At 45.1% G+C, this 23188-nt stretch carries 22 protein-coding genes; 18 read left to right on the top strand and 4 right to left on the bottom strand.

All coding sequences use genetic code 11. The annotated features are described in order from the left end of the window. Window positions 1-41: 41 nt before the first annotated feature. Window positions 42-371: a DUF2853 family protein gene (locus FG11_RS11725; protein WP_025225197.1), complete on the bottom strand. Its 330-nt coding sequence runs from the start codon at window positions 369-371 to the stop codon at window positions 42-44. Window positions 372-738: 367 nt separating this feature from the next. Here FG11_RS11725 and mnmG point away from each other — a divergent pair, with 367 nt between their 5' ends. The 15 genes from mnmG (at window position 739) to glmS (ending at window position 15586) form a co-directional block, all read left to right on the top strand. Continuing rightward, the gene (gene mnmG / locus FG11_RS11720; protein WP_047536171.1) at window positions 739-2652 is read left to right on the top strand and encodes a tRNA uridine-5-carboxymethylaminomethyl(34) synthesis enzyme MnmG; all 1914 of its coding nucleotides are present in this window, start codon (window positions 739-741) and stop codon (window positions 2650-2652) included. Continuing rightward, window positions 2649-3284 (top strand): 16S rRNA (guanine(527)-N(7))-methyltransferase RsmG, encoded by a 636-nt coding sequence (gene rsmG, locus FG11_RS11715; protein WP_020183283.1) that lies wholly within the window; start codon window positions 2649-2651, stop codon window positions 3282-3284. The genes mnmG and rsmG overlap by 4 nt, the downstream gene beginning before the upstream one ends. Further along, entirely contained in the window at window positions 3281-4042 is a 762-nt protein-coding gene (locus tag FG11_RS11710; protein ID WP_020183282.1) for a ParA family protein, read from the top strand. The genes rsmG and FG11_RS11710 overlap by 4 nt, the downstream gene beginning before the upstream one ends. A 21-nt stretch (window positions 4043-4063) precedes the next feature. Continuing rightward, window positions 4064-4912 carry a ParB/RepB/Spo0J family partition protein gene (locus tag FG11_RS11705; RefSeq protein ID WP_020183281.1) on the top strand — a complete coding sequence of 283 codons (849 nt, stop codon included), beginning with the start codon at window positions 4064-4066 and terminating at the stop codon, window positions 4910-4912. A gap of 164 nt (window positions 4913-5076) precedes the next feature. Continuing rightward, the gene (locus FG11_RS11700; RefSeq protein WP_020183280.1) at window positions 5077-5469 is read left to right on the top strand and encodes an ATP synthase subunit I; all 393 of its coding nucleotides are present in this window, start codon (window positions 5077-5079) and stop codon (window positions 5467-5469) included. Between the two features lie 41 nt (window positions 5470-5510). Beyond that, window positions 5511-6335 (top strand): F0F1 ATP synthase subunit A, encoded by an 825-nt coding sequence (atpB, locus tag FG11_RS11695; RefSeq protein ID WP_020183279.1) that lies wholly within the window; start codon window positions 5511-5513, stop codon window positions 6333-6335. Between the two features lie 72 nt (window positions 6336-6407). Then, window positions 6408-6683 carry a F0F1 ATP synthase subunit C gene (atpE, locus tag FG11_RS11690; RefSeq protein WP_020183278.1) on the top strand — a complete coding sequence of 92 codons (276 nt, stop codon included), beginning with the start codon at window positions 6408-6410 and terminating at the stop codon, window positions 6681-6683. A gap of 84 nt (window positions 6684-6767) precedes the next feature. Beyond that, window positions 6768-7238 carry a F0F1 ATP synthase subunit B gene (locus FG11_RS11685; protein WP_025225193.1) on the top strand — a complete coding sequence of 157 codons (471 nt, stop codon included), beginning with the start codon at window positions 6768-6770 and terminating at the stop codon, window positions 7236-7238. A 9-nt stretch (window positions 7239-7247) separates the two neighbouring features. After that, window positions 7248-7784: a F0F1 ATP synthase subunit delta gene (locus tag FG11_RS11680; protein ID WP_020183276.1), complete on the top strand. Its 537-nt coding sequence runs from the start codon at window positions 7248-7250 to the stop codon at window positions 7782-7784. Window positions 7785-7834: 50 nt separating this feature from the next. Then, window positions 7835-9376 carry a F0F1 ATP synthase subunit alpha gene (atpA, locus tag FG11_RS11675; protein WP_020183275.1) on the top strand — a complete coding sequence of 514 codons (1542 nt, stop codon included), beginning with the start codon at window positions 7835-7837 and terminating at the stop codon, window positions 9374-9376. A 24-nt stretch (window positions 9377-9400) separates the two neighbouring features. Beyond that, complete coding sequence (atpG, locus tag FG11_RS11670) at window positions 9401-10267, top strand: F0F1 ATP synthase subunit gamma (protein WP_047535241.1); 867 nt, start codon at window positions 9401-9403, stop codon at window positions 10265-10267. Between the two features lie 53 nt (window positions 10268-10320). After that, on the top strand, window positions 10321-11769 hold the full coding sequence (gene atpD, locus FG11_RS11665) for a F0F1 ATP synthase subunit beta (protein WP_020183273.1): 1449 nt from the start codon (window positions 10321-10323) through the stop codon (window positions 11767-11769). A gap of 49 nt (window positions 11770-11818) precedes the next feature. Beyond that, window positions 11819-12244: a F0F1 ATP synthase subunit epsilon gene (locus tag FG11_RS11660; protein ID WP_020183272.1), complete on the top strand. Its 426-nt coding sequence runs from the start codon at window positions 11819-11821 to the stop codon at window positions 12242-12244. A gap of 105 nt (window positions 12245-12349) precedes the next feature. Beyond that, the gene (gene glmU, locus FG11_RS11655) at window positions 12350-13717 is read left to right on the top strand and encodes a bifunctional UDP-N-acetylglucosamine diphosphorylase/glucosamine-1-phosphate N-acetyltransferase GlmU (RefSeq protein WP_047535239.1); all 1368 of its coding nucleotides are present in this window, start codon (window positions 12350-12352) and stop codon (window positions 13715-13717) included. A gap of 27 nt (window positions 13718-13744) precedes the next feature. Beyond that, window positions 13745-15586: a glutamine--fructose-6-phosphate transaminase (isomerizing) gene (gene glmS, locus FG11_RS11650; protein ID WP_047535236.1), complete on the top strand. Its 1842-nt coding sequence runs from the start codon at window positions 13745-13747 to the stop codon at window positions 15584-15586. Between the two features lie 53 nt (window positions 15587-15639). On the opposite strand, the gene FG11_RS11645 is transcribed toward glmS, so the two are convergent. The 3 genes from FG11_RS11645 to FG11_RS11635 all read right to left on the bottom strand — a co-directional run bounded on the left by FG11_RS11645 (window position 15640) and on the right by FG11_RS11635 (window position 18298). Next, a complete protein-coding gene (locus FG11_RS11645; protein WP_160277160.1) occupies window positions 15640-17028 on the bottom strand; it encodes an autotransporter outer membrane beta-barrel domain-containing protein in 1389 nt (462 codons plus the stop codon). A gap of 358 nt (window positions 17029-17386) precedes the next feature. Beyond that, window positions 17387-17623 carry a DUF2171 domain-containing protein gene (locus FG11_RS11640; protein ID WP_020183269.1) on the bottom strand — a complete coding sequence of 79 codons (237 nt, stop codon included), beginning with the start codon at window positions 17621-17623 and terminating at the stop codon, window positions 17387-17389. A 129-nt stretch (window positions 17624-17752) separates the two neighbouring features. Further along, window positions 17753-18298 carry a YaeQ family protein gene (locus FG11_RS11635; protein WP_047535231.1) on the bottom strand — a complete coding sequence of 182 codons (546 nt, stop codon included), beginning with the start codon at window positions 18296-18298 and terminating at the stop codon, window positions 17753-17755. Window positions 18299-18503: 205 nt separating this feature from the next. On the opposite strand from FG11_RS11635, the gene FG11_RS11630 reads away from it, so the two are divergent. From FG11_RS11630 to ettA, 3 genes are all read left to right on the top strand, one after another. Further along, window positions 18504-19718, top strand: coding sequence for an EAL and HDOD domain-containing protein (locus FG11_RS11630; protein WP_026361854.1), 1215 nt, complete (start codon window positions 18504-18506; stop codon window positions 19716-19718). Window positions 19719-19850: 132 nt separating this feature from the next. Continuing rightward, window positions 19851-21374, top strand: a complete 1524-nt coding sequence (locus FG11_RS11625; RefSeq protein ID WP_047536167.1) for a sulfatase-like hydrolase/transferase — start codon at window positions 19851-19853, stop codon at window positions 21372-21374. Between the two features lie 51 nt (window positions 21375-21425). Next, window positions 21426-23090: an energy-dependent translational throttle protein EttA gene (gene ettA, locus FG11_RS11620; RefSeq protein WP_020183265.1), complete on the top strand. Its 1665-nt coding sequence runs from the start codon at window positions 21426-21428 to the stop codon at window positions 23088-23090. The last annotated feature ends 98 nt before the right edge of the window (window positions 23091-23188 follow it).

Below are 23188 nucleotides of genomic sequence, written 5' to 3'. Positions count from 1 at the left end.
GTCTTTTGGTGGGGCGTATCGTTGAAATTTATTTAACGGTCTTATTTGACGAACACGCTTAGTTTGTTAAATTTCTCCGCTAACAAATAGTAGTAAGCTAAGCGAGATTTAAAGCGCTCCTCTTTTAAAGTTTCACCCACCGCAACCACTGCAGCATCTAAAGTGGCATCAGAATCGGTTAATCCCAGTTTTTTCTTTAAAAAGTTTTCACGCACGGTGACTCTTTCAGATTCGTCACTTGCAGCTACGTATTGTGAATCATTGTTTGAAAGTACCAAAGCATAGTTTTTTGCTAAGCCATCTAGCGCTGCTGTATTTACATTTTTTGCATACTTGGTAACGAAATCTTTATGCGCTTGAATATCTGCCATCTTTAATCTCCTCAGTACATTGAAAAATATTAATCTTCACCTTTATGGAATGGTGAAATGGTCTGCCAGTTGTGCCAGTTGGCGCCCCAGGTTTGCCGGTAGAGGCAATTGCAAGAAGCGCACTAACTACCGTGCCGCCGATATCACTATAGGCGCATCGGTGGGCCTTCGTCAATACTTAACGGTTCAAACGCGCGCTGCGTTTGTTTCACGTGAAACAATCAAGGTTGTCTATACTTCTTGAATCAATGTTTAGTATTATGCTTTGCGGGTATGTTTCACGTGAAACATAGATAAATAAGTGACGTAACTATCTGTTTTGCTATAAAATTCCACCTTTAACCGAATTGATAATGCAGTGCTTATGATGCAATTTCCAGATAAATTTGATGTGATTGTGGTGGGTGGTGGCCATGCCGGTACGGAAGCCGCCTTGGCGGCAGCGCGTATGGGGCAAAAAACCTTATTACTTACCCATAATATCGAGACTTTAGGGCAGATGTCCTGCAATCCTAGCATTGGCGGGATTGGTAAAGGGCATTTGGTCAAAGAGGTGGATGCGCTAGGTGGTGCGATGGCGATGGCCACTGACGAAGGTGGTATCCAGTTTAGGATTTTAAATTCAAGCAAAGGTCCTGCGGTGCGCGCAACACGTGCACAGGCGGATCGTATTCTGTACAAAGCAGCCATTCGTAGACGCTTGGAGAATCAGCACAATTTATGGCTGTTTCAACAAGCGGTAGACGATATTATTTTAGAGGGCGATAAAGCGGTGGGCGTGGTGACGCAAATCGGCCTGCGCTTTTCTTCTAAGTCGGTCGTGCTTACCGCTGGCACATTCTTGGGCGGTTTGGTGCATGTGGGTTTACAAAACTATAGTGCTGGCCGCGCCGGCGACCCCCCTGCTATTTCTCTCGCAGCGCGTCTGCGCGAGATTGGTTTGCCAGCGGGGCGTTTAAAAACCGGCACCCCTCCCCGTATTGATGGACGCACCATTGATTATAGTGTGATGGCGGAACAGCCTGGTGATTACCCGGTGCCAGTGTTTTCATTTTTGGGCAATGTGGCACAACACCCGGCACAACTACCTTGCTGGATTACGCATACGAATGAACGCACGCATGACATTATCCGCAGTGGTTTGGATCGCTCACCGATGTACACGGGAGTGATTGAGGGCGTGGGCCCGCGCTACTGTCCGAGCGTAGAAGATAAAATTCACCGCTTCGCAGATAAAGAGTCGCATCAAATCTTTTTGGAGCCAGAAGGCTTAAATACCAATGAGATTTACCCGAATGGTATTTCTACGAGTTTGCCGTTTGATATTCAATTGGGCTTGGTCCGCTCAATCAAGGGTTTGGAGAATGCGCATATCCTTAGGCCTGGTTATGCCATTGAGTACGATTACTACGATCCGCGTGGTTTAAAAAATACTTTAGAGACAAAAGCGGTTCAAGGTTTGTTTTTTGCCGGTCAGATTAACGGTACCACTGGTTATGAAGAGGCCGCTGCGCAAGGTTTGCTTGCGGGTGCTAATGCGGCGCTTTATGCGCAAGAAAAAGAAGGCTGGTGTCCAGCGCGGGATGAAGCATATTTGGGTGTGTTGGTGGATGACTTGATTACCACGGGCGTGACTGAGCCATACCGCATGTTTACCAGTCGTGCCGAGTACCGCTTACAGCTGCGTGAAGACAATGCGGATATGCGTTTAACCGCTAAAGGCCGAGAGTTGGGCTTGGTTGACGATGCGCGCTGGGCGGCTTTTGAGAAAAAACTAGAAGCTGTATCGCGTGAGCAAGAGCGCTTGAAAAAGACTTTTGTGCAAGTGGCGGCAGACGATGTTTCACGTGAAACACAAGCGGCGATTTTAGGTAAGCCTTTAGAGCATGAGTACAGCTTGTTTGAATTATTGCGTCGCCCAGAAGTAAGTTACGAGGGCATGCTGAGCTTGGGTGAACTGGGCATGGGTGAGCTTGATGCATCTGTGCGTGAGCAGGTCGAGATTGCCGCCAAATATCAAGGGTATATCGACCGTCAAAAAGATGAAATTGCCAAACAAAAAGGCAGTGAGCATATTAAGCTGGGTGCCGAGATTGACTATGCGGATGTGCATGGGTTGAGCATTGAGGCGCGTCAAAAGTTGGTGGCGCATAAGCCAGAAACGATTGGCCAGGCTGGCCGTATCTCAGGCATTACGCCGGCAACCATTTCGTTGTTGTTGGTGTATTTAAAGCGCAAACATAAAAAGCAAGCAGCGCAGACTAATATCGAAGCAGCATGACAGAGGCGGAGCAATTGGCCGATGGCATCCGCCAGATGGGTTTGGATGTCAGTGAACAGGCGCAACACACATTGTTGCAGTACTTGGCTTTGCTACAAAAGTGGAACAAAGTATATAACTTGACCGCGGTACGTGATCCCAAACAAATGGTGACGTTACATTTGTTGGATAGTTTAAGTGTGCTGCCATACGTTAAAGGGCCGTATTTGCTAGATGTTGGCAGTGGTGCTGGTTTGCCCGGAATTGTATTGGCCATTTGTCGACCCGACCTACAAGTGACCACTATTGATACGGTGCAAAAGAAAGCCATCTTTATGCGGCAAGTCAAAGGTGAGTTGGGCTTGGACAACTTAACAGTTGTGCATGCGCGGGTAGAAACATTTCAGCCGCAGCAATTGTTCAATCAAGTGATTTCAAGGGCTTTTTCTGAAATCGCGTTGTTGTTTCAGCTCGCCCAACACTTAATTGCAAGCCCTGGTGAATGGCTGGCCATGAAAGGCCTGATGCCCGCGCCTGAGCTGGAAAAGTTAGTTGCGCAGCCCAAGGCGGTGATTCCATTACGGGTAGCGGGTTTGGCAGCGGAAAGACATCTGATTATATTTGATAGCGTTGTGTTTGAAGGTCATGCATGAAAATTCTGGCAATTACAAATCAAAAAGGCGGTGTGGGTAAAACCACTACCTGCGTGAATCTGGCGGCTAGCTTGGCACACCGCGGCAAAAAAGTATTGCTGGTGGATTTGGATCCACAAGGCAATGCCAGTACCGGCAGTGGTATTGATAAAGCGCATTTGAAATATAGTATTTATCATGTGTTAATTAATGATAAAACCTTGCAGGAAGTTATTGTGCCTAGCGAGCAAGGCGGGTTTGACGTTGCGCCGTCCAATCGCGAGCTGGCCGGTGCGGAAGTTGAGCTGGTAAATGAGATGGCACGCGAGACGCGTTTAAAGCAAGCCATCGCTCAGTTGGATGGTGCATATGATTACGTGTTGTTGGATTGCCCCCCTGCCCTCAATTTAGTCACGGTCAATGCATTGACGGCAGCGCATTCAGTGATGATCCCCATGCAGTGTGAATACTATGCGCTGGAAGGTTTGTCTGATTTGGTCAACACCATTAAAAAAGTGCGTGCGCATTTAAATCCGGTGCTGGAAATTGAAGGGCTGTTGCGCACCATGTTTGATAACCGCAATATGTTGGCCAGCCAAGTGTCTTCGCAGTTAGTGAGTCACTTCGGCAAAAAAGTGTATCAAACAGTGATTCCAAGAAATATTCGTTTGGCAGAAGCGCCAAGTTACGGCATGCCAGTGCTGATGTATGACAAAACCTCTAAAGGTGCGATGGCTTATTTAGAGTTGGCGAACGAAATTATTCATACAAAACAATAACTATTTTAAAAGGTCGGTGTGATGGTAAAACCTAAAGGTTTGGGTCGAGGATTGGATGCGTTGTTGGCGGGTGACATGGGCACCGTTGGTGAGGCAGATGCGCTGCGCATGTTGCGCGTGAGTCAGTTGCAGCCAGGCAAGTATCAGCCGCGTGCTTATATGGACAATGCCGCGCTCGAGACATTGGCGGAGAGCATCAAAGCGCAAGGCATCATGCAGCCTATTTTGGTGCGCGAAATTGCCGATGAGCGCTATGAAATTATTGCAGGTGAACGTCGTTGGCGTGCTTCTCAATTGGCGGGCTTGGATGAGGTGCCAGTATTGGTGCGTGCCATCGCTGATGAGTCCGCGCTGGCGATGGCCTTGATTGAAAATATTCAACGTGAAAACTTAAATCCGCTAGAAGAGGCCTTGGGCATTAAGCGTTTAATCGATGAGTTTGCGATGACGCATGAACAAGCTGCGCAGGCGGTTGGACGTTCACGTGTTGCGGTCTCTAATTTGTTACGTTTACTGACCTTAAGCCAGCCAGTGCAAGAGTTGCTCATGCACAATCAATTGGATATGGGCCATGCGCGTGCGTTAATTGGTTTGGAGCCAGCACAGCAAGTGATGCTGGCCAATAAGACCATACAAAATGATTTATCCGTGCGTGATGTGGAGCGTGCAGCAAAACAACCTGCATTGTCATCGACCAAGCAAAAAGCACAGGTGCGTGATGATGTGGCGATATTGGAGGAGCGCTTGAGCGATGCGCTTGGCGCCACGGTTTCGATTGCAGCTAAAGCAAGCGGCGCCGGTACGTTGAAGATTCAGTATAGTCACCTAGACCAACTGGACGACATCATAGCAAAACTCTCGCGCAAATAAGGTGAATGCAATACGAAAGTATAAAACACGTGCTAAGTATTTCATTTTGCTAGTACATTCAGTTATTTAACGTACATTAAATGCTTGACTAAAAGGCTGTAATAATTCAAAATCGCGGCTCCTTTGGCTAAAGCCCATTTCAATACCATTGAAATGAAAAAAGTATGAACACTACGAACAACGGCTTAGCTACAAATAATATGGTTAGCAATATGATGCGATGGCAGATGTCCGCGACAGCAGTGGTGGCGGTGCTGGCCTTGTTGCTGAGTGGAATGCATGCATTCTTTTCGGTGCTTGCTGGCGGCTTATCCGTGTTAGTGGGTGCTTACATAGCGTCGCGAATTTTAGCGCGAAATGAGGGGAATCAAGAGCCCTCCTCTGTGCTGGTTAATTTGCTGAAAGCAGAAGCAGTCAAGATTGTAGTGATTGCAACTTTATTGTTTGTGGTATTTAAAGTATATGCGCAGTTAGTGCCTTTTGCGCTGATTGCCGGTTTGGCGGCTGCAGCAATATTTTCTGGTGCAGCATTAGCAAAAACAGATAAATCGATTTGATTTATCTACGAAGAATTAATTAACGGTTATTTAAGAACATTATGACGACAGAACACGCACAACAAGCTGAACATGCGCTAACGCCATCTAGTTACATTGCCCACCATTTAAGCTTTAATGCGCAGCCAGTGGGCGATGGCAGTTTCTGGACATTGCATATTGATACATTGGCAATGTCAGTGTTTCTGGGTTTAGTGGTCATGGGTCTGGTATGGTGGGTAGCCCGTGGCGCTACTGCTGGCGTGCCAACTAAACGTCAGGCCTTTGTTGAGTTAGTGTTTGGTTTTGTGGATGACCAAGTTAAAAATATTTTCCACGGTGACCGTCATAGCTTTATTGCCCCAACAGCATTGACGGTTTTTTTATGGGTGTTCGCAATGAATGCCATGGACTTCTTACCTGTCGATATTTTTGCAAAATTCATGCATAGCTTGGGTTTTGAAAAATGGCGTGCAGTCCCTACTTCCGATATTAATACAACCTTTGCTTTGGCACTGGCTGTTTGGTTCTTGATGATTTTCTTCTCTATTAAAGCTAAAGGCTTGGGTGGTTGGATTCACGAGCTATTCTGTTCGCCATTTGGCAGCAAAGTCTGGGTGTGGCCAGCTAACTTCTTATTCAACATGATTGAATATGTGTCAAAACCACTTTCTCACTCTCTACGTTTGTTCGGCAATATGTATGCCGGTGAAGTAATTTTCTTGTTGCTGGGTTTATGGGCTGCTACAGGCTTAACCGGTACAGTAGCTGCAGCAATTTTGGGTGCTGGCTGGTCTATCTTTCATATTCTGATTGTGGCGTTACAAGCGTTTATTTTTATGATGTTGACTGTGGTGTATTTGGCCATGGCGCATGAATCACACTAAGTGATTGAAGCAAGGTTTTTGTAGTTAGTTTTAATAGTAGTTGTTTTTAATTTTTTTATAAGGGTATTACAAATGGAAAACTTACAACTTTTAGCAATGATTCAAGCTTACACAGGCGTTGGCATTGGTTTGATTATTGGTTTAGGTGCTTTAGGCGCTTGCGTGGGTATCGGTATCATGTGTGCTAGCTTCTTGGAAGGCGCAGCACGTCAACCAGAAATGATCCCAGCATTGCAAGGTAAAGTGTTCTTGCTATTAGGTTTGATCGATGCGTCATTCATTATCGGTGTTGGTTTAGCCATGATGTTCGCGTTTGCAAACCCATTATTAAGCGTAGTTGCACAATAATTAAGTAGTGAATGATTTGGTTTAAGCATGGGCTTAAACCACTTTAATGACGCATGCTTTATTGATATTTAATTTGGATCAAAAATGAACATTAACTTTACACTAGTCGCACAAGCTATCGCATTTGCTGTGCTGATTTGGTTCACGGTGAAATTCGTTTGGCCGCCGCTGTTAAAAGCGATTGAAACACGCCAAAAGGAAATTGCTGATGGTTTAGCCGCAGCACAAGAAGGTAGAAGTGCTTTGGAAGTTGCTGCAAAGAAATCTGAAGCAGCGCTAACAGAAGCTAAACAAAAAGCGAGCGAGATCATTGGTCAAGCAGAAAAACGTGCTACGCAAATTGTTGAAGAAGCGAAAACCAATGCCAAGGTTGAAGGTGATCGCATTATTGCAGGTGCAAAAGCTGAAATCGATCAAGAAGTAAACCGTGCAAAAGAAGGTTTGCGTGCGCAAGTTTCTAGCCTTGCCGTAGCAGGTGCAGAAAAAATCTTACGTAAAGAAATTGATGCCAAAGCGCATAGCGATATGCTTTCTAAACTTGCAGCAGAACTATAAGGAAACGACATGGCTGAACTATCAACCATCGCTAGACCTTATGCTGTAGCCGCTTACAAGTTGGCAAAAGAGAAAAAAGCGCTCGCTAAATGGTCTGAAATGTTAGGTTTTGCAACTGCCGTCATCAATGACGCGAACATGCAAGCCTACATTCAAGACCCAAAAGTGGTGAGTGCGGATTTGGAAGCTGCTTTCTTAAAAGTGTGTGGCGATAAGTTAAATGAGCATGGTCAAAACCTGATTAAGGTATTAGTGGAATATGGTCGTTTATCTGTACTGCCAGCGATTACTGAGGCGTTTGAAGCGCTGAAAGCGCAAGAAGAAGGTACTTTAGATGCACAGATCATTGCTTCTGCAAAACCAAGTGCTGCAGAAACCAAAGACTTAGTGAAGCGTTTAGAGGCCAAATTTGGCAAAAAAATCGAAGCAACGGTTTCTGTTGATCCAGAAATGATTGGTGGCTTCAAAATCATCGTTGGCGATACCGTTATCGATGCGTCTGTTAAAGGACAACTACAAAATTTAGCCTACTCGCTCACCGCGTAAGGCACATGATATTAAGCAAACTTTAGGCAAAGAGAAAATTAGGAGCCACAATGCAGTTATCTACATCAGAAATCAGTGAACTGATTAAAAGCAGATTAGAAAATTTTTCTACCACAGCTGAAGCACGTACACAGGGCACAGTGATTTCAGTGACTGACGGTATTGTTCGTATTCACGGTTTGTCCAACGTGATGTCAGGTGAAATGATTGAGTTCCCTGGCAATACATTCGGTTTAGCGCTGAACTTAGAGCGTGACTCAGTAGGCGCCGTGGTATTGGGTGACTACGAACATATTACCGAAGGTGATGTATGTAAATGTACAGGCCGTATTTTGGAAGTGCCGGTCGGTCCTGAATTGATTGGCCGCGTGGTGAACGCTTTGGGCCAACCAATTGATGGTAAAGGTCCAGTTAAAACTAAATTAACAGACAAGATTGAAAAAGTGGCACCAGGCGTGATTGCACGTAAATCGGTGTCACAACCAGTGCAAACCGGTTTGAAATCAGTTGACTCCATGGTGCCAGTTGGCCGTGGTCAACGTGAATTGATCATTGGTGACCGTCAAACTGGTAAAACAGCGGTTGCAGTAGATGCAATCATCAACCAAAAAGGTCAAAACATGACCTGTATCTACGTAGCGATTGGTCAAAAGGCTTCTACCATTGCTAACGTGGTACGCAAACTGGAAGAGAACGGCGCAATGGCCTACACCATCGTGGTGGCTGCTTCTGCTTCTGACTCTGCTGCATTGCAATTCTTGGCACCATACGCAGGTTGTACAATGGGTGAATACTTCCGTGACCGCGGTGAAGATGCATTGATTGTGTACGATGACTTGACCAAACAAGCGATTGCTTACCGTCAGATCTCATTACTATTACGTCGTCCACCAGGCCGTGAAGCTTACCCAGGTGACGTGTTCTACATCCACTCACGTTTGTTAGAGCGTGCAGCTCGTGTAAACGAAGAGTATGTAGAAAAATTCACTAACGGTGCCGTTAAAGGCAAAACTGGTTCATTGACTGCATTGCCAGTGATTGAAACAGCAGCTGGTGACGTTTCTGCATTCGTTCCAACTAACGTGATTTCTATTACCGATGGTCAGATCTTCTTGGAAACTGACTTATTTAACGCCGGTATCCGTCCAGCGATCAACGCCGGTATTTCAGTATCTCGCGTAGGTGGTGCAGCGCAAACTAAAGTCATCAAAAAATTAGGTGGCGGCGTACGTTTGGCATTAGCGCAATATCGTGAATTGGCTGCGTTCGCGCAGTTCGCTTCTGATTTGGATGAAGCTACACGTAAGCAATTGGATCGTGGTCGTATGTTTACCGAGCTGATGAAACAAGCGCAATACGCACCTTTAAGCGTTTCTAAAATGGCGATTACCTTATTTGCGGCGAACAAAGGTTACTTTGACGACGTACCAACCAATAAAGTATTAGCGTTTGAAAATGCATTGCACGGTTTCATGGGTTCTAAATACGCTAAATTGATGGATGGCATTGAAGCGAGTAAAGACTTAAGCGGCGATAACGAAAAAGCAGTTGAAGCAGCGATTCAAGACTTTAAAGCAACCAACGCCTACTAATTTAACGACTATCTAGGACACAAAATGGCTGGTAGTAAAGAGATTAGAACCAAGATCAAAAGTGTAGAAAATACACGTAAGATCACCAAGGCAATGGAAATGGTAGCCGCCTCTAAAATGCGTAAAGCGCAGGACAGAATGCGTGCCAGCCGTCCATATGCTGAGAAGATTCGTAACGTTGCCGCTCACCTTTCTTACGCGCAAGCTGAATACAAACATCCGTTTTTAATCAAACGTGATGTGGTAAAGAATGTGGGTTTGATTGTGGTGAGCTCAGATAAAGGCTTGTGCGGCGGCTTGAACACCAACGTATTGCGTTTGTCTGTGAACCAAATGAAAACTTGGGAAACCGAAGGCAAGAAAATCGCAGTGAGTGCCATTGGCAACAAAGGCTTTGGTTTCATGACCCGTGTGGGTGCGGACGTGAAGTCACACATCACCGGTTTGGGTGACACACCGCATTTGGAAAAGCTGATTGGTACCATCAAAGTGATGTTAGATGCCTATACTGCTGGCGAAATTGATCAGTTGTATATCTGCTATACCAAATTCATCAACACGATGAAGCAAGAGCCAACCATGCAACAATTGCTACCACTCAGTGGTGAGCAATTAGGTAGCGCGAAAGGCCATTGGGATTACATCTACGAACCAGAAGCTAAGCCAGTCATTGACGAGTTGATGATGCGTTATATCGAGTCACTTATTTATAATGCAGTAGCAGAAAATATGGCATCTGAGCAATCTGCACGTATGGTGGCGATGAAATCAGCCTCTGACAATGCGAAAAACGTCATTGGCGAATTGAAACTGGTTTACAACAAAGCGCGTCAAGCGGCGATTACCAAAGAGATTTCAGAGATCGTTGGTGGCGCGGCAGCAGTGGCTTAATCCAAGCCCAAAAGAATTTAATTACATCTGACTAAAGAAGTTAGGAATAGAAAATGGCAAAAGCACAAAGCAAAGCAAATGCAGCAATCGTAGGTAAAGTAGTGCAATGTATCGGCGCGGTGGTTGACGTTGAATTCCCACGCGATCAAATGCCTAAAGTATTTGATGCATTGATTATTGATGACAAAGACTCACAGGCAGAAGCAGGTTTAACGCTTGAAGTGCAACAACAATTAGGTGATGGCATTGTACGTACGATTGCCATGGGTTCATCTGACGGTTTAGCACGTGGTACAGCGTTTAAATCAACTGGTGCACAAATTCAAGTGCCGGTAGGTACCGGTACTTTGGGCCGTATTATGGACGTGTTGGGTCGCCCAATCGATGAGGCTGGTCCTATCGAGTGTGACGAGCGTCGTTCTATCCACCAAAAAGCACCAACATTTGAAGAGCTCTCCCCTTCTGTTGACCTGTTAGAGACAGGCATCAAGGTGATTGACTTGGTTTGCCCGTTTGCTAAAGGCGGTAAAGTGGGTCTGTTCGGTGGTGCGGGTGTAGGTAAAACCGTTAACATGCTAGAGCTAATCAACAACATTGCAAAACAACACTCAGGTTTATCCGTGTTTGCAGGTGTAGGTGAGCGTACACGTGAAGGTAACGACTTCTACCACGAGATGGCAGAAGCTGGCGTGATTAAGCTTGACGACATGAAAGAATCAAAAGTAGCGATGGTGTTCGGTCAAATGAACGAGCCACCGGGCAACCGTTTACGCGTAGCGTTATCAGGCTTGACCATGGCTGAAAAATTCCGTGACGAAGGCCGTGATGTGTTGTTCTTCGTAGACAACATCTACCGTTACACATTGGCCGGTACTGAAGTATCTGCGTTGTTAGGCCGTATGCCTTCAGCGGTAGGTTACCAACCTACTCTGGCTGATGAAATGGGCCGTTTACAAGAGCGTATTACTTCTACTAAAACAGGTTCTATTACGTCTATCCAAGCGGTTTATGTACCTGCGGATGACTTGACCGATCCATCACCAGCGACTACGTTCCAACATTTGGACTCAACCGTTGTATTGTCACGTGACATTGCTTCTTTAGGTATCTACCCAGCGGTGGATCCACTAGACTCTACATCACGTCAATTAGACCCATTAGTGGTAGGTGAAGAGCACTACTCAGTAGCACGTTCAGTACAACAAACATTGCAACGTTATAAAGAGTTGCGTGACATTATCGCGATTCTGGGTATGGACGAGTTGTCACCAGAAGATAAATTGGCAGTGGGCCGTGCACGTAAAATCCAACGTTTCTTGTCACAACCGTTCCACGTGGCAGAAGTGTTTACAGGTGCGCCAGGTAAATATGTGCCATTAAAAGAAACCATCAAAGGCTTTAAAGCGATTGTGGCTGGCGAATACGATCACTTGCCTGAGCAAGCGTTCTACATGGTGGGTGGCATTGAAGAAGCTGTAGAAAAGGCCAAAACTTTAAACTAGTAGTTAGAAACTATAAGTTAGTTTATTGACAACAGCTTAAGGATAAATAATGGCAAATACTGTACATATCGATGTAGTAAGCGCAGAAGCAAGCATATTCTCTGGCGAGGCCGAGTTTGTGGTGGCACCTGCGGGTGGTGGTGAGGTAGGTATTTATCCTAACCATGCACCGATGATTACTACCATTAAACCAGGTGCTTTACGTATTAAACAATCTTCAGAAGCTGAAGAGACGCTAATTTTTATTTCTGGTGGCATGTTAGAAGTGCAACCAGGCATGATTACGGTGTTGGCTGATACAGCTATTCGTGGTCATGATTTGGATGAGGCAAAAGCAATCGCAGCAAAAGAAGCGGCTGAAGAAGCGATGAAAAATCGTAGTTCAGATATGGATTATGCAAAAGCGCAAGCAGAACTGGCTGAAGCAGTTGCACAAATTCAAGCAATTCAAAAATTACGTAAAACATCACACTAAGTAAGTTATCTGTGTATATAAAAGGCAGCCTTTGGCTGCCTTTTTGTTTATACTTTCACTATATGTTTACACATCGATTCACCACTCATACAACACATTATTAACATGGCATCACTCAACATCGTTATTCTCGCTGCGGGTAAAGGTACTCGTATGCATTCTGATACACCCAAAGTACTACACCATGTGGGCGGCCAACCGATACTGGCACATGTCATCCAATGTGCGCAGGCATTGCAACCGCAGAACATCATTGTGGTATATGGGTTTGGTGGTGAGCAGGTTAAGCAGGCATTTGCACAAGAGAATATCGTCTGGGTGAACCAAGCTGAGCAAAAAGGCACCGGCCATGCCGTGCAGCAAGCCCTACCCTACTTGGATGATGGCCAAACATTGATACTGTTGGGTGATGTGCCTTTAGTGGATGTGCATGCTTGTGCGCAATTACTCAAACAATCACAGCAATCGCTAGCGCTATTGAGCTTTATCAAAGCAGATCCAACAGGTTATGGCCGAATCGTGCGTGATGCAAACCATCAGGTGAATGCGATTGTGGAGCATAAAGATGCCACAGACGCACAACGTAAAATACAAGAAGTAAATACTGGCATTATGGCCATGCCCACAACACGGTTAAAAAGCTGGTTGAGTACATTAGACAACAACAACGCCCAAGGTGAGTATTATTTAACCGATATCATAGTCTTTGCCGTAAGGGATCAAGTAGCAGTACAGGCGGTGATCACCGATGACGAGTGGTCTGTTACAGGCATCAACGCTAAAACAGACTTGGTGCAGATCGAACGTGTCTATCAGTCACGTTTAGCCACAAAGCTATTACAGCAAGGCGTGACCTTAAAAGACGCTAGCCGTATTGATATTCGCGGTAGCTTAACGTGTGGCCGTGACGTAGAAATTGATGTCAATTGCGTGTTTGAAGGCAACGCGACAATTGGTGATCGCGTACGTATCGGCGCCAATTGTGTAATTAAGAATGCAACCATACGCACAGGTGCACAGATTGCACCCTTTACGCATATCGATGACAGTATTGTGGGTGAGCAAAGCCGCATAGGCCCTTTTGCACGTTTACGTCCAGGCACAACATTGGCGGCCGATACCCATGTAGGCAACTTTGTTGAGCTCAAAAATGCGCAAGTGGATATAGGTAGCAAAATCAATCATTTGAGCTATGTGGGCGATAGTACGGTAGGTAAAAACGTGAATATCGGCGCAGGTACGATTACTTGTAATTACGATGGTGCGAATAAATTTAGAACCGTGATCGAAGATGATGCCTTTATTGGCTCCGATACGCAGCTCATTGCACCAGTCACCATTGGCAGAGGCGCAACCATAGCAGCAGGTTCTACCATTACCAAAAATGCACCGGCAGATGCTTTAACATTGTGCCGTGCCAAAGAGCAGAAATCCATTGTAGGTTGGAAACGACCACAAAAAATCAAAAAATAATCACTATGCAGTAGAAAGAAATCACCTATGTGTGGAATTGTTGGAGCCATTGCTAAACGAAATATTGTGCCCGTGTTGATAGAGGGCTTAAGCCGTCTTGAGTACCGTGGTTACGATTCGGCAGGTGTTGCTATTTTGGACACAGAAATAAAACGCGTACGCGCTGTTGGCCGCGTTTCTGAATTACAAAATAAGGCGACTGCAGAACAGCTGACTGGGCTGCTTGGCATCGGCCATACACGCTGGGCAACCCATGGTGGTGTGACAGAAAGTAACGCACACCCACATGTTTCACCCTTACAAGATGCACCGGAAATTGCGGTGGTACATAACGGCATCATTGAAAATTATGATGAGCAACGTGATAAGTTAATCAAATTAGGCTATTTGTTTGCCTCACAAACCGATACAGAAGTGATTGCTCACTTAGTACATTATCACACCAAACAAGGGTTAGATCTGCTTGCAGCAGTCAAAAAAACAGTTGCTGAACTGACCGGTGCATTTGCCATCAGCGTGATTGCGGTTAATCGTCCAGATTTGATGGTGTGTGCACGGTTAGGTTGCCCGCTGCTACTTGGTTTGGGCGAAGGTGAAAACTTTATCGCGTCAGATGTTTCTGCCGTACTATCAGTGACTAGAAAAGTCATTTATTTAGAAGATGGCGATGTGGCGGCATTGACCACAGACAGCGTGACGATTTACGGAAAAAATGATGAAGTGGTGGAAAGAAAAATCCACATGAGTGATGTTTCACTGGCATCGCTAGAGCTGGGCCCATACAGCCACTTTATGCAAAAGGAAATTCACGAACAGCCACGTGCGCTCACTGATACGATTGAGGCGCTGATTGACGACGGTGCCTTTAGGCCTGAATTGTTTGGCGATCAAGCCGAGCAAGTATTTAAGCAAGTCGACAGTGTATTGATTTTGGCGGCGGGCACCAGCTACTACGCAGGCTTAACGGCTAAATACTGGTTAGAAAGCATCGCAAAAATACCGTGCAATGTAGAGATTGCCAGTGAATATCGCTATCGTGAATCTGTCCCTAACCCGGACCAATTAATTGTGACTATCTCTCAATCGGGCGAAACTTTGGATACGATGGAGGCACTGAAACATGCTAAATCTTTGGGTCAAGAACTAAGTCTAGCCATTTGCAATGTGCAAGAAAGCGCCATTCCGCGTGCCTCTAAACTCATTTTTTATACGCGCGCCGGTGCAGAAATTGGTGTGGCTTCAACCAAAGCCTTCACCACACAGTTAGTCGCGCTATTTGTACTTGCTGCTACATTGGCTAAGCAAAAAGGTTTATTAAGTCAGTCGCAAGAGCAAGACCATTTAAGTGCGCTACGTCAGCTGGCAGGTAGTGTGCAGTTTGCGCTGAATCTTGAGCCGCAAATTAGAGAGTGGGCCAAACGCTTTGGTGACAAAGAGCATGCGCTGTTTTTAGGGCGCGGTATTCACTACCCAATTGCCATGGAAGGCGCACTTAAACTCAAAGAGATTTCCTATATTCACGCAGAAGCATATCCAGCCGGTGAATTGAAACACGGCCCGCTAGCATTGGTAGACAACAATATGCCTGTGGTGGTGATTGCACCGAACGATGCATTGTTGGAAAAAGTAAAATCTAATATGCAAGAAGTGAAAGCGCGCGGTGGCGAGCTATTTGTGTTTGCCGATGCCGATAGTCACTTTAAAGAATCTGAGGGCGTACATGTGATCCGTACGCCACGTCATGTGGGTGTGCTCTCCCCTATTTTACATACCATTCCTGTGCAGTTGCTTTCGTACCATGCCGCTCTGTTAAAAGGCACGGATGTCGATAAGCCTAGGAATTTAGCCAAGAGCGTGACGGTAGAATAATGCGAATTTTAACCGTTGATTAGGTTACATTCGCATTTTTGAAATAATTGTACTCAAAAACCTAGGGAATACTGTACAAAAACTGAATTGGTCGTTGCCGATTCAAAAGCCTCCCTGCGGTGTAAGAACATCACCCCGATACGCTGTATGTTGTCGATCAGATGATTCACCGAAATTGAGGCCATTGGACGTGTCTCACGCTTGTTTGTGTCTAGATCAATCGCATCGATAATACCAATGTCCTGATTAATTGCTTGGTAACGGTCAATGTGATTGTGCATGTCGTGTTCCAACCCCGCAGTAAGTGATATAAAGGTGTTGGATGAAAAAAGATGGCCGAGGGTTAAGCCAGTGATAAGCGTTTCAGTGTTCTGTTTTAGGCGTTTGTAACTTAACGGTGCGGTGACACTCGCAGAGGCTTGTTCCGTGTAGCTGTCTCTAGTATTGGTAGTTTTGCGGAATCCTACATAAGGACGCGCAATCCACGCTGAGCTGAGTGCAAATCCTTGGCTGACCTCTAACAAAAAACCTTGAGATCGGATATCGGATTTACCAATTCCTGATTCAGCCGAACCAATGGCATCGCGTTGAGTTTCAATATCCACCTTGTCCGTATTTGCTGCTACGCGGATCTGCAGTCCGGTACCTTCGCTATTTTCAGTCCAAATGCCAAACACACCAAAACCAGGGCTGCCCCTCTTCATCGTTAATCCGCCTGCGCTACTGGTGCCAAATGATTGGTCAATGTAGCCGCCAAAGCGGAGTTGTTGTGTAGGCTGATAAGCTAGAATGAGCGCGCCCACGTTAGCGTCAAACCCATGACTGTCTGCACTGGTACCAATAAATGAAACACAGGTATTGTGTTGATCGAACTGTGTACAGTCAAAGGTTAACCCTTGCGCGATTTTGGCAGATTGAAGATTGAAAGCTTGTTTGAGGGCAATGGCGTTACTCAGCATTGATAACCATGTATCTTGGCCATCAGGCACTGATTGAATGTTGAGATTTTGACCAGCCACCTGCCCTGCAGCCAAAGGCACTACACTTGCCCAAGTATAGTTTTGCAATGCATTGCTATCTGGGTTCTCTGAGACGTTAGCCGTGATGGAGTCACCATTGGAGTAGCCCGCAGATGGTGTAATGACATTGCCAAAAAAACCGCTGCCCAAGTAGAAAATCACATCATTGCCCAATGCGGTGATGGTGCCAGTGGCGTGAATGACACGATCCAAGGTGTTGTTGCTGTTGTATAAACCTAAGCCATAGTCACCGTTGCCATTATCAATAAACTGAAAGTACTGTCCAGGTTGCGTATTCACGGTCACAAAATTGGAGTCATATGGCGCAATAAAGTTAGAGGCATTAAGCACCCCATTATTAATCGAATACTGCACATCGAAAATTTGATTGGACCCAAATCTACCGTCCGTAATGTTAGCCAAAGCACACATAGGGAAGAGGCATAGGATTGTTATTATTCGTAGAAGCTGCTTCAAAACAATTTCCTTTATCACATAGCAAAACAAACGTTAAACTCATTAGCGTGATCAAAAGATATCGCCATAATCAATTTACGTCTGCTTCTTACTAAACTTTAAATTTGCTTGAGAGTTTGGGAGGTTAGCCATTTGTTTATCGTAAAAAAGCATGACAACTAGCGCTTATCATGCGGTATTGTTAAAAGGGAAAGGTTTGGCTAAGGGGTAACGCTAGAGTAGTTAATATGATGATATAAAACAAAAAAGCCTAGTATTCACTAGGCTTTTTATTTAAGCATTCACGCTTAGTTTATGCATTAGTTTAATGCAATGGTGTTGTTGACCACTTTTGCATGGCTTCTTCGCCAGGACGGTCAATTTTAACTTTTCCATCCTCTGTAGAAACCACCCAACTTAATGGAATATAGTGGTGCTGACCATTCTTATCTTTGTTGAGCTTGATACTTTTTGCACCTTCCATATGGTCCACTGTTGCAAATTGACCATCCAATGAACATACCACAGGCATTTCAGGTTTAATCGCATTTGTATTAATCATGTGCTTCTCCAATATTGATCAGGAAAAATATCCTAGGCACTATTAAACAAGATTCTGTTCGCACTGATTATCGGTGTATGTCCTATATGTCTGTCAGACAATACGAAGCTTATGATTTAATGGCTAAGTCTAATAAGTGCTAGGCTCTTTGAGTAATACAGGGGTGAGATCAAAACTGCCGGTATCGTGTCCTACTAACATTTGGCCGTCTTGTATGGTGGCGCTGACGTTCATGCCACGTGTACACGCTTGCATCAGCGCTTCGGTATCTGGCAGGTTAATCACGGATAGATTGTGCAATTTAAGTAGTGCTTTGCTGTTTTGCTGCCACCACATATCGGCCACTCGGCCACCATATAACACCACAGCTACTTGTTTGGCGCGCCCGCACGCTTTGCGGATTTCGCGCTCATCCGGTAACCCCACGTTTATCCATAACTCAATCGCCCCAGTGAGATCTTTTTGCCACAAATCAGGTTCATCATCTTCACTCAAGCCTTTTCCAAACGTCAGTGCATCGTTTGCAAATAAGGCAAAAGCAATTAAACGCACCATTAATCGTTCTTCTGTTTCGGAGGGGTGTTTCGCCAAAGTCAGACTATGTTGCGCGTAATAGTGCCTATCCATATTAGCGATTTGTAATTCTGCTTTGTAGATGGTGGATTTGAGTGCCATATGTGTGCAAGTAGATAGAAATAAGTGGTGGAATGATACAGGGAATTTACACATTGCCAATGCGCTATTTGTAACCAATCATCAGTTATAAACCAAGAATAAAGCCAGCAAAACCACTCTATTTAAAGAAGTGATTGTATGTATGCAAGCGTAGGATAACGCTATGTAAAAGTCTTTAAACACTTGCGTAATGATTGGGTTGAATATGGAAGAACAAACATTTATTGGGCGCCAGCCAGTGATGGATGCAAAACAGCAAATTATCGGCTATGAATTTTTCTTTAGACATAGTGCGGATGCGCAAACGGCTGTGTTTGAAGCGGACATTAAAAACTGCGCCAATGTGCTGCAGTCCACCATTGATCAAATGCATGACGAGTGGAAGCTAGGTGAAAAACTGGCATTCATTAACGTCAATGCCGAAATGCTGAACAGCGAGTTGTTAGAGTTGATGCCGCCACAAAAAACGGTGCTAGAGATTTTGCATCACGTGGTGATTAACGATGCCATGATTGCGCGTTGCAAAGAATTAAAAGCGTTAAAGTATAAAATTGCGCTAGATAACCCACAGTTAAGTAATGCGCCGGATGCACTGGCACCATTGGCCGATTTTATTAAAATTGATTTCCAAAATGTAGATATTGCCAATGCGCGTAAGCTCTATATGCACTACAACAACACCTCCGTGAAGTTAGTGGCTGAAAAATTAGAGACGTTTGAGCAATTTAAAGCATGCCAAGAAATTGGGTTTAAATGCTATCAGGGGTTTTATTTTTCTAGGCCTGAGACCATCACGGCAAAAGTCATTAACCCATCGTTTGATAGCGTATTGCACATCTTAAACTTGGTGAGCCAAGATGCTGACAATGATGTGATTGAAGCGGGTTTTAAACGCGATGCCACGCTCTCTTTCAAGTTGCTGCGCTATATTAATTCGGTTGGGTTTGGCCTCTCATGCGAGGTGCAGTCGCTCAACCATGCGTTCTCTATCTTGGGTAGAAATCAGCTGTATCGCTGGTTAACTTTATTGATGGTGACTGCGGGTGACAATTCGACCTCACCGGTACTGATGAAAACTTCTATTACGCGTGGCCGCTTAACCGAGCTGCTGGGCGAAGGCTATTTTGAAAAACGCGATCGCGATAACCTGTTTATTGTTGGTGTGTTTTCACTGTTGGATGCTATTTTAAAAATGCCGATGGAATCGGTGTTAGAAAAACTGCAGTTAACCGATTCGATTACCGATGCGCTGACATCGCGTGAAGGTATTTATGGCCCATTTTTAAAATTGACCGAAGCGTGCGAAGGCGCTAACAGCACAGAAATTCTTGCATTGGCAGAGTCTTTACAATTAGATGCTTCCAAGGTCAATCAAAGCCATATTGCGGCATTAGCATGGACGGAGTCTTTAGGTATTTAGTACCACTGCGTACTACACAGCAGTGATAAAAAAGGGGCAAAATGCCCCTTTTTTATTGCATGTAAAGCGTTGCATAACACGATGTGCACAAATGCGCACACCGAATATGACAGTTGCATTACACTAGCGCCTATGTTGCGTTTCATTCACCAATTTCATTTACGTTTTAGGCATACGTTACGGTCATCATTTAGATTCTTCATCTATTTTGTGGCGTTCTTTTTGGCTGCTTTGGCATATTGGGTTAGCGAAAATTTCGGTGCACCCCCCTTGGAGCAAGTGCTGTATCACCTGCAGTTTGGCTTGGATGGCTTGGTCGATACCGATACTGCACTGATTCACAGCTTTGTCCAAACCTGCTTAGTCTGGCCTATCGGGCTGGCACTATTGATTGTACTGATAGACACCGCGATTGCCTTATTTTTAAGTCAAAACCATCAGCATTATTTTCTTGCGCAAATGGCCGGCAAGCTTAATTTACGTTTACTCAAAGGCACCTATTGGGTGATTGGGCATCGCGCGCCCGCTTATATGTTGGTGGCGGGGATTATTTATTTCTCTATGCAGTTTTCTATCCTTGCCTTTATTCACCACCAATTTGGTAAGGATTACTTTTCTGCGCACTATGTGTATCCGGAAAAGATCGAAATCCAAGCCAAAGCGCCTAAAAATCTCGTACTGATTTACGTAGAAAGTTTAGAAAACGCGTATCGAGATAATGCGCTATTTGGGCAGAACCTACTGGCAAAGCTAGATGCATTAGGCGGCGAGAGTTTTAATCAATACCGGCAAGCGCCAGGTACTGGGTGGACCATTGCAGGCATTACCGCTACGCAATGTGGCCTGCCGCTTAAGAGTGTGAGCTTGTACGATGGTAATGGCGTGGGTGAAAACATCAAAAGCTTTTTACCGCGCGCGGTGTGCTTAGGCGATATTTTGCATCAGTTTGGGTATTACAATGTCTATATGGGCAGCGATGCCCTGCCCTTTTCTGGCAAAGGTAAGTTCTTTCAAGACCATCATTACGATGAAGTGTATGGCCGGGAAGAGCTCAAGGGCAGGCTAAGTAAGCAGCAAATGAACTATTGGGGCTTGTACGATGATACTTTGCTTAAACATGCCAAAACTAAGCTAGCCCAATTGCATGCAAAAAAAAAGCGTTATAGCTTTGTATTGACCACGATTGATACACATGGCCCGGATGGTTATTATTCAAGCACCTGTATCAAACAAGGCGTGCATAATTTCTCTGGTATTGTGGAATGTACGTCGGGCAACGTGGCTGAGTTTGTGCAATGGATGAAAAAGCGCGGTTACTTAAAAAATACACAAGTGGTCATTATGGGCGACCATTTAGCCATGGAAAATCCTGTGTTTGAAAAGATTGATACAATAAAACAGCGCCACATTTATAATCAATTTATCTCGCGCAGACCCATACAAAAAAACCGTGACGAAGTGCTACATTTTGATATGTACCCCACCATCATAGAGTTTTTAGGGTTTGAAATCATAGGTGGGCGTTTAGGCTTAGGCTACAGCGCAATTAGCAACAATGTACCCGCGCCAAGCGATAGCTATGAAGAAATGGAAGAGAACTTGCTCAATAGCTCGGAGCAATATTTGGATTTGTGGAAACCCAAAGAAACACCTTAACGCTACTAAGCCTGTAATGGCGTAGTTAATTGAATAGAAAGTATTAAATAGATGGCCCAATATGTCATGTCCATGCTCCGTGTGAGCAAAATCGTCCCGCCTAAGCGCCAAATTATTAAAGATATTTCGTTATCGTTTTTTCCGGGTGCAAAAATTGGTTTGCTCGGCTTGAATGGTGCAGGTAAATCTACGGTGCTGCGCATCATGGCCGGAGCGGATAAAGAGTTTGAGGGAGAAGTGCAACATTTGCCCAATATTTCTATTGGTTATTTGGCGCAAGAGCCACAGCTAGACCCCAACAAAACCGTGCGCGAGGAAGTGGAAAGCGGCATGGGCGCTGTGATGGAAGCCAAACAAAAGTTAGATGAAATCTATGCTGCATATGCTGAGCCCGATGCCGATTTTGACAAGCTGGCAGAAGAACAAGCCAAATATGAAAATATCATCGCCGCCAGTGGCTCCGATGTAGAGCATCAATTGGAAATCGCAGCGGATGCACTGCGCTTACCACCTTGGGATGCCAAAATTGGCCCATTGTCGGGCGGTGAAAAGCGTCGCGTGGCCTTATGCAAACTGCTGCTTTCTAAGCCAGATATGTTGTTGCTAGATGAACCGACTAACCATTTGGATGCGGAATCAGTTGAATGGCTAGAGCAATTCTTGGTGCGTTTCCCCGGTACCGTTGTGGCCGTAACGCATGACCGCTACTTTTTAGATAACGCCGCAGAATGGATTTTGGAGCTAGACCGCGGCCATGGCATTCCATGGAAAGGTAACTACTCCAGCTGGTTAGACCAAAAGCAAGAACGCTTAAAACAAGAAGAATCTGCAGAATCTGCACGTCGTAAAGCCTTGAATACAGAGTTGGAATGGGTACGCCAGAACCCCAAAGCCCGCCAGGCTAAGAGTAAAGCGCGTATTGCCCGTTATGAAGAGCTTGCTAGTGCCGAATACCAAAAACGTAACGAAACACAGGAGATTTTTATCCCTGTAGGTGAGCGCTTGGGTGATCAAGTCATCGAGTTTAAAAACGTCAGCAAAGCCTTTGGTGACCGTTTATTGTTAGATAACCTCAATTTCAGTATTCCACCAGGCGCCATTGTCGGCGTGATTGGCCCCAACGGTGCGGGTAAATCCACTTTATTTAAACTGATTACGGGCAAAGAACAACCCGATAGCGGTGAAGTGAATATCGGCCAAACCGTGCAATTGGCGTATGTAGACCAAAGTCGCGATGCCTTGAGTGACAGCAAAACCGTGTTTGATGAAATTTCTGGCGGTTCCGATATTCTGCAAGTCGGCCGATACGAAACGCCAAGCCGTGCCTATATTGGCCGCTTTAACTTTAAAGGTGGCGACCAGCAAAAAATCGTCGGTCAACTGTCTGGTGGTGAACGTGGACGGCTGCATTTGGCCAAAACACTGATTTCCGGCGGCAATGTATTATTGCTGGATGAACCGTCTAACGACTTAGATGTGGAAACTTTACGCGCGCTGGAAGATGCCTTGCTGGAGTTTGCTGGTTGCGTCATGGTCATCTCGCATGACCGTTGGTTCTTAGACCGTATTGCCACACACATTCTGGCTGCCGAGGGCGATTCGCAGTGGACTTTCTTTAACGGTAACTATCAAGAGTATGAAGCTGACAAGAAAAAACGTTTGGGTGAAGAAGGGGCTAAGCCTAAACGGATTCGCTACAGACCTATTGCTAGATGATAAGCTGATTACATTGCTATCCCGACTTGCCATACTGATTGTACTGTCTACGTCGGGATGCATAGTACTCAGCTTATTTGAGACAAACTACGTCCAGT

This window comes from Methylotenera sp. N17 (assembly GCF_000799155.1).
Classification (GTDB): domain Bacteria; phylum Pseudomonadota; class Gammaproteobacteria; order Burkholderiales; family Methylophilaceae; genus Methylophilus.
This window is presented reverse-complemented; position numbering and strand designations above follow the sequence as displayed.

Excerpts from the sequence above, each read along its gene's own strand:
- FG11_RS11725 (WP_025225197.1), bottom strand. The coding sequence starts at position 371 with ATGGCAGATATTCAAGCGCATAAAGATTTCGTTACCAAGTATGCAAAA.
- mnmG (WP_047536171.1), top strand. The coding sequence starts at position 739 with ATGCAATTTCCAGATAAATTTGATGTGATTGTGGTGGGTGGTGGCCAT.
- rsmG (WP_020183283.1), top strand. The coding sequence starts at position 2,649 with ATGACAGAGGCGGAGCAATTGGCCGATGGCATCCGCCAGATGGGTTTG.
- FG11_RS11710 (WP_020183282.1), top strand. The coding sequence starts at position 3,281 with ATGAAAATTCTGGCAATTACAAATCAAAAAGGCGGTGTGGGTAAAACC.
- FG11_RS11705 (WP_020183281.1), top strand. The coding sequence starts at position 4,064 with ATGGTAAAACCTAAAGGTTTGGGTCGAGGATTGGATGCGTTGTTGGCG.
- FG11_RS11700 (WP_020183280.1), top strand. The coding sequence starts at position 5,077 with ATGAACACTACGAACAACGGCTTAGCTACAAATAATATGGTTAGCAAT.
- atpB (WP_020183279.1), top strand. The coding sequence starts at position 5,511 with ATGACGACAGAACACGCACAACAAGCTGAACATGCGCTAACGCCATCT.
- atpE (WP_020183278.1), top strand. The coding sequence starts at position 6,408 with ATGGAAAACTTACAACTTTTAGCAATGATTCAAGCTTACACAGGCGTT.
- FG11_RS11685 (WP_025225193.1), top strand. The coding sequence starts at position 6,768 with ATGAACATTAACTTTACACTAGTCGCACAAGCTATCGCATTTGCTGTG.
- FG11_RS11680 (WP_020183276.1), top strand. The coding sequence starts at position 7,248 with ATGGCTGAACTATCAACCATCGCTAGACCTTATGCTGTAGCCGCTTAC.
- atpA (WP_020183275.1), top strand. The coding sequence starts at position 7,835 with ATGCAGTTATCTACATCAGAAATCAGTGAACTGATTAAAAGCAGATTA.
- atpG (WP_047535241.1), top strand. The coding sequence starts at position 9,401 with ATGGCTGGTAGTAAAGAGATTAGAACCAAGATCAAAAGTGTAGAAAAT.
- atpD (WP_020183273.1), top strand. The coding sequence starts at position 10,321 with ATGGCAAAAGCACAAAGCAAAGCAAATGCAGCAATCGTAGGTAAAGTA.
- FG11_RS11660 (WP_020183272.1), top strand. The coding sequence starts at position 11,819 with ATGGCAAATACTGTACATATCGATGTAGTAAGCGCAGAAGCAAGCATA.
- glmU (WP_047535239.1), top strand. The coding sequence starts at position 12,350 with ATGGCATCACTCAACATCGTTATTCTCGCTGCGGGTAAAGGTACTCGT.
- glmS (WP_047535236.1), top strand. The coding sequence starts at position 13,745 with ATGTGTGGAATTGTTGGAGCCATTGCTAAACGAAATATTGTGCCCGTG.
- FG11_RS11640 (WP_020183269.1), bottom strand. The coding sequence starts at position 17,623 with ATGATTAATACAAATGCGATTAAACCTGAAATGCCTGTGGTATGTTCA.
- FG11_RS11635 (WP_047535231.1), bottom strand. The coding sequence starts at position 18,298 with ATGGCACTCAAATCCACCATCTACAAAGCAGAATTACAAATCGCTAAT.
- FG11_RS11630 (WP_026361854.1), top strand. The coding sequence starts at position 18,504 with ATGGAAGAACAAACATTTATTGGGCGCCAGCCAGTGATGGATGCAAAA.
- FG11_RS11625 (WP_047536167.1), top strand. The coding sequence starts at position 19,851 with ATGTTGCGTTTCATTCACCAATTTCATTTACGTTTTAGGCATACGTTA.
- ettA (WP_020183265.1), top strand. The coding sequence starts at position 21,426 with ATGGCCCAATATGTCATGTCCATGCTCCGTGTGAGCAAAATCGTCCCG.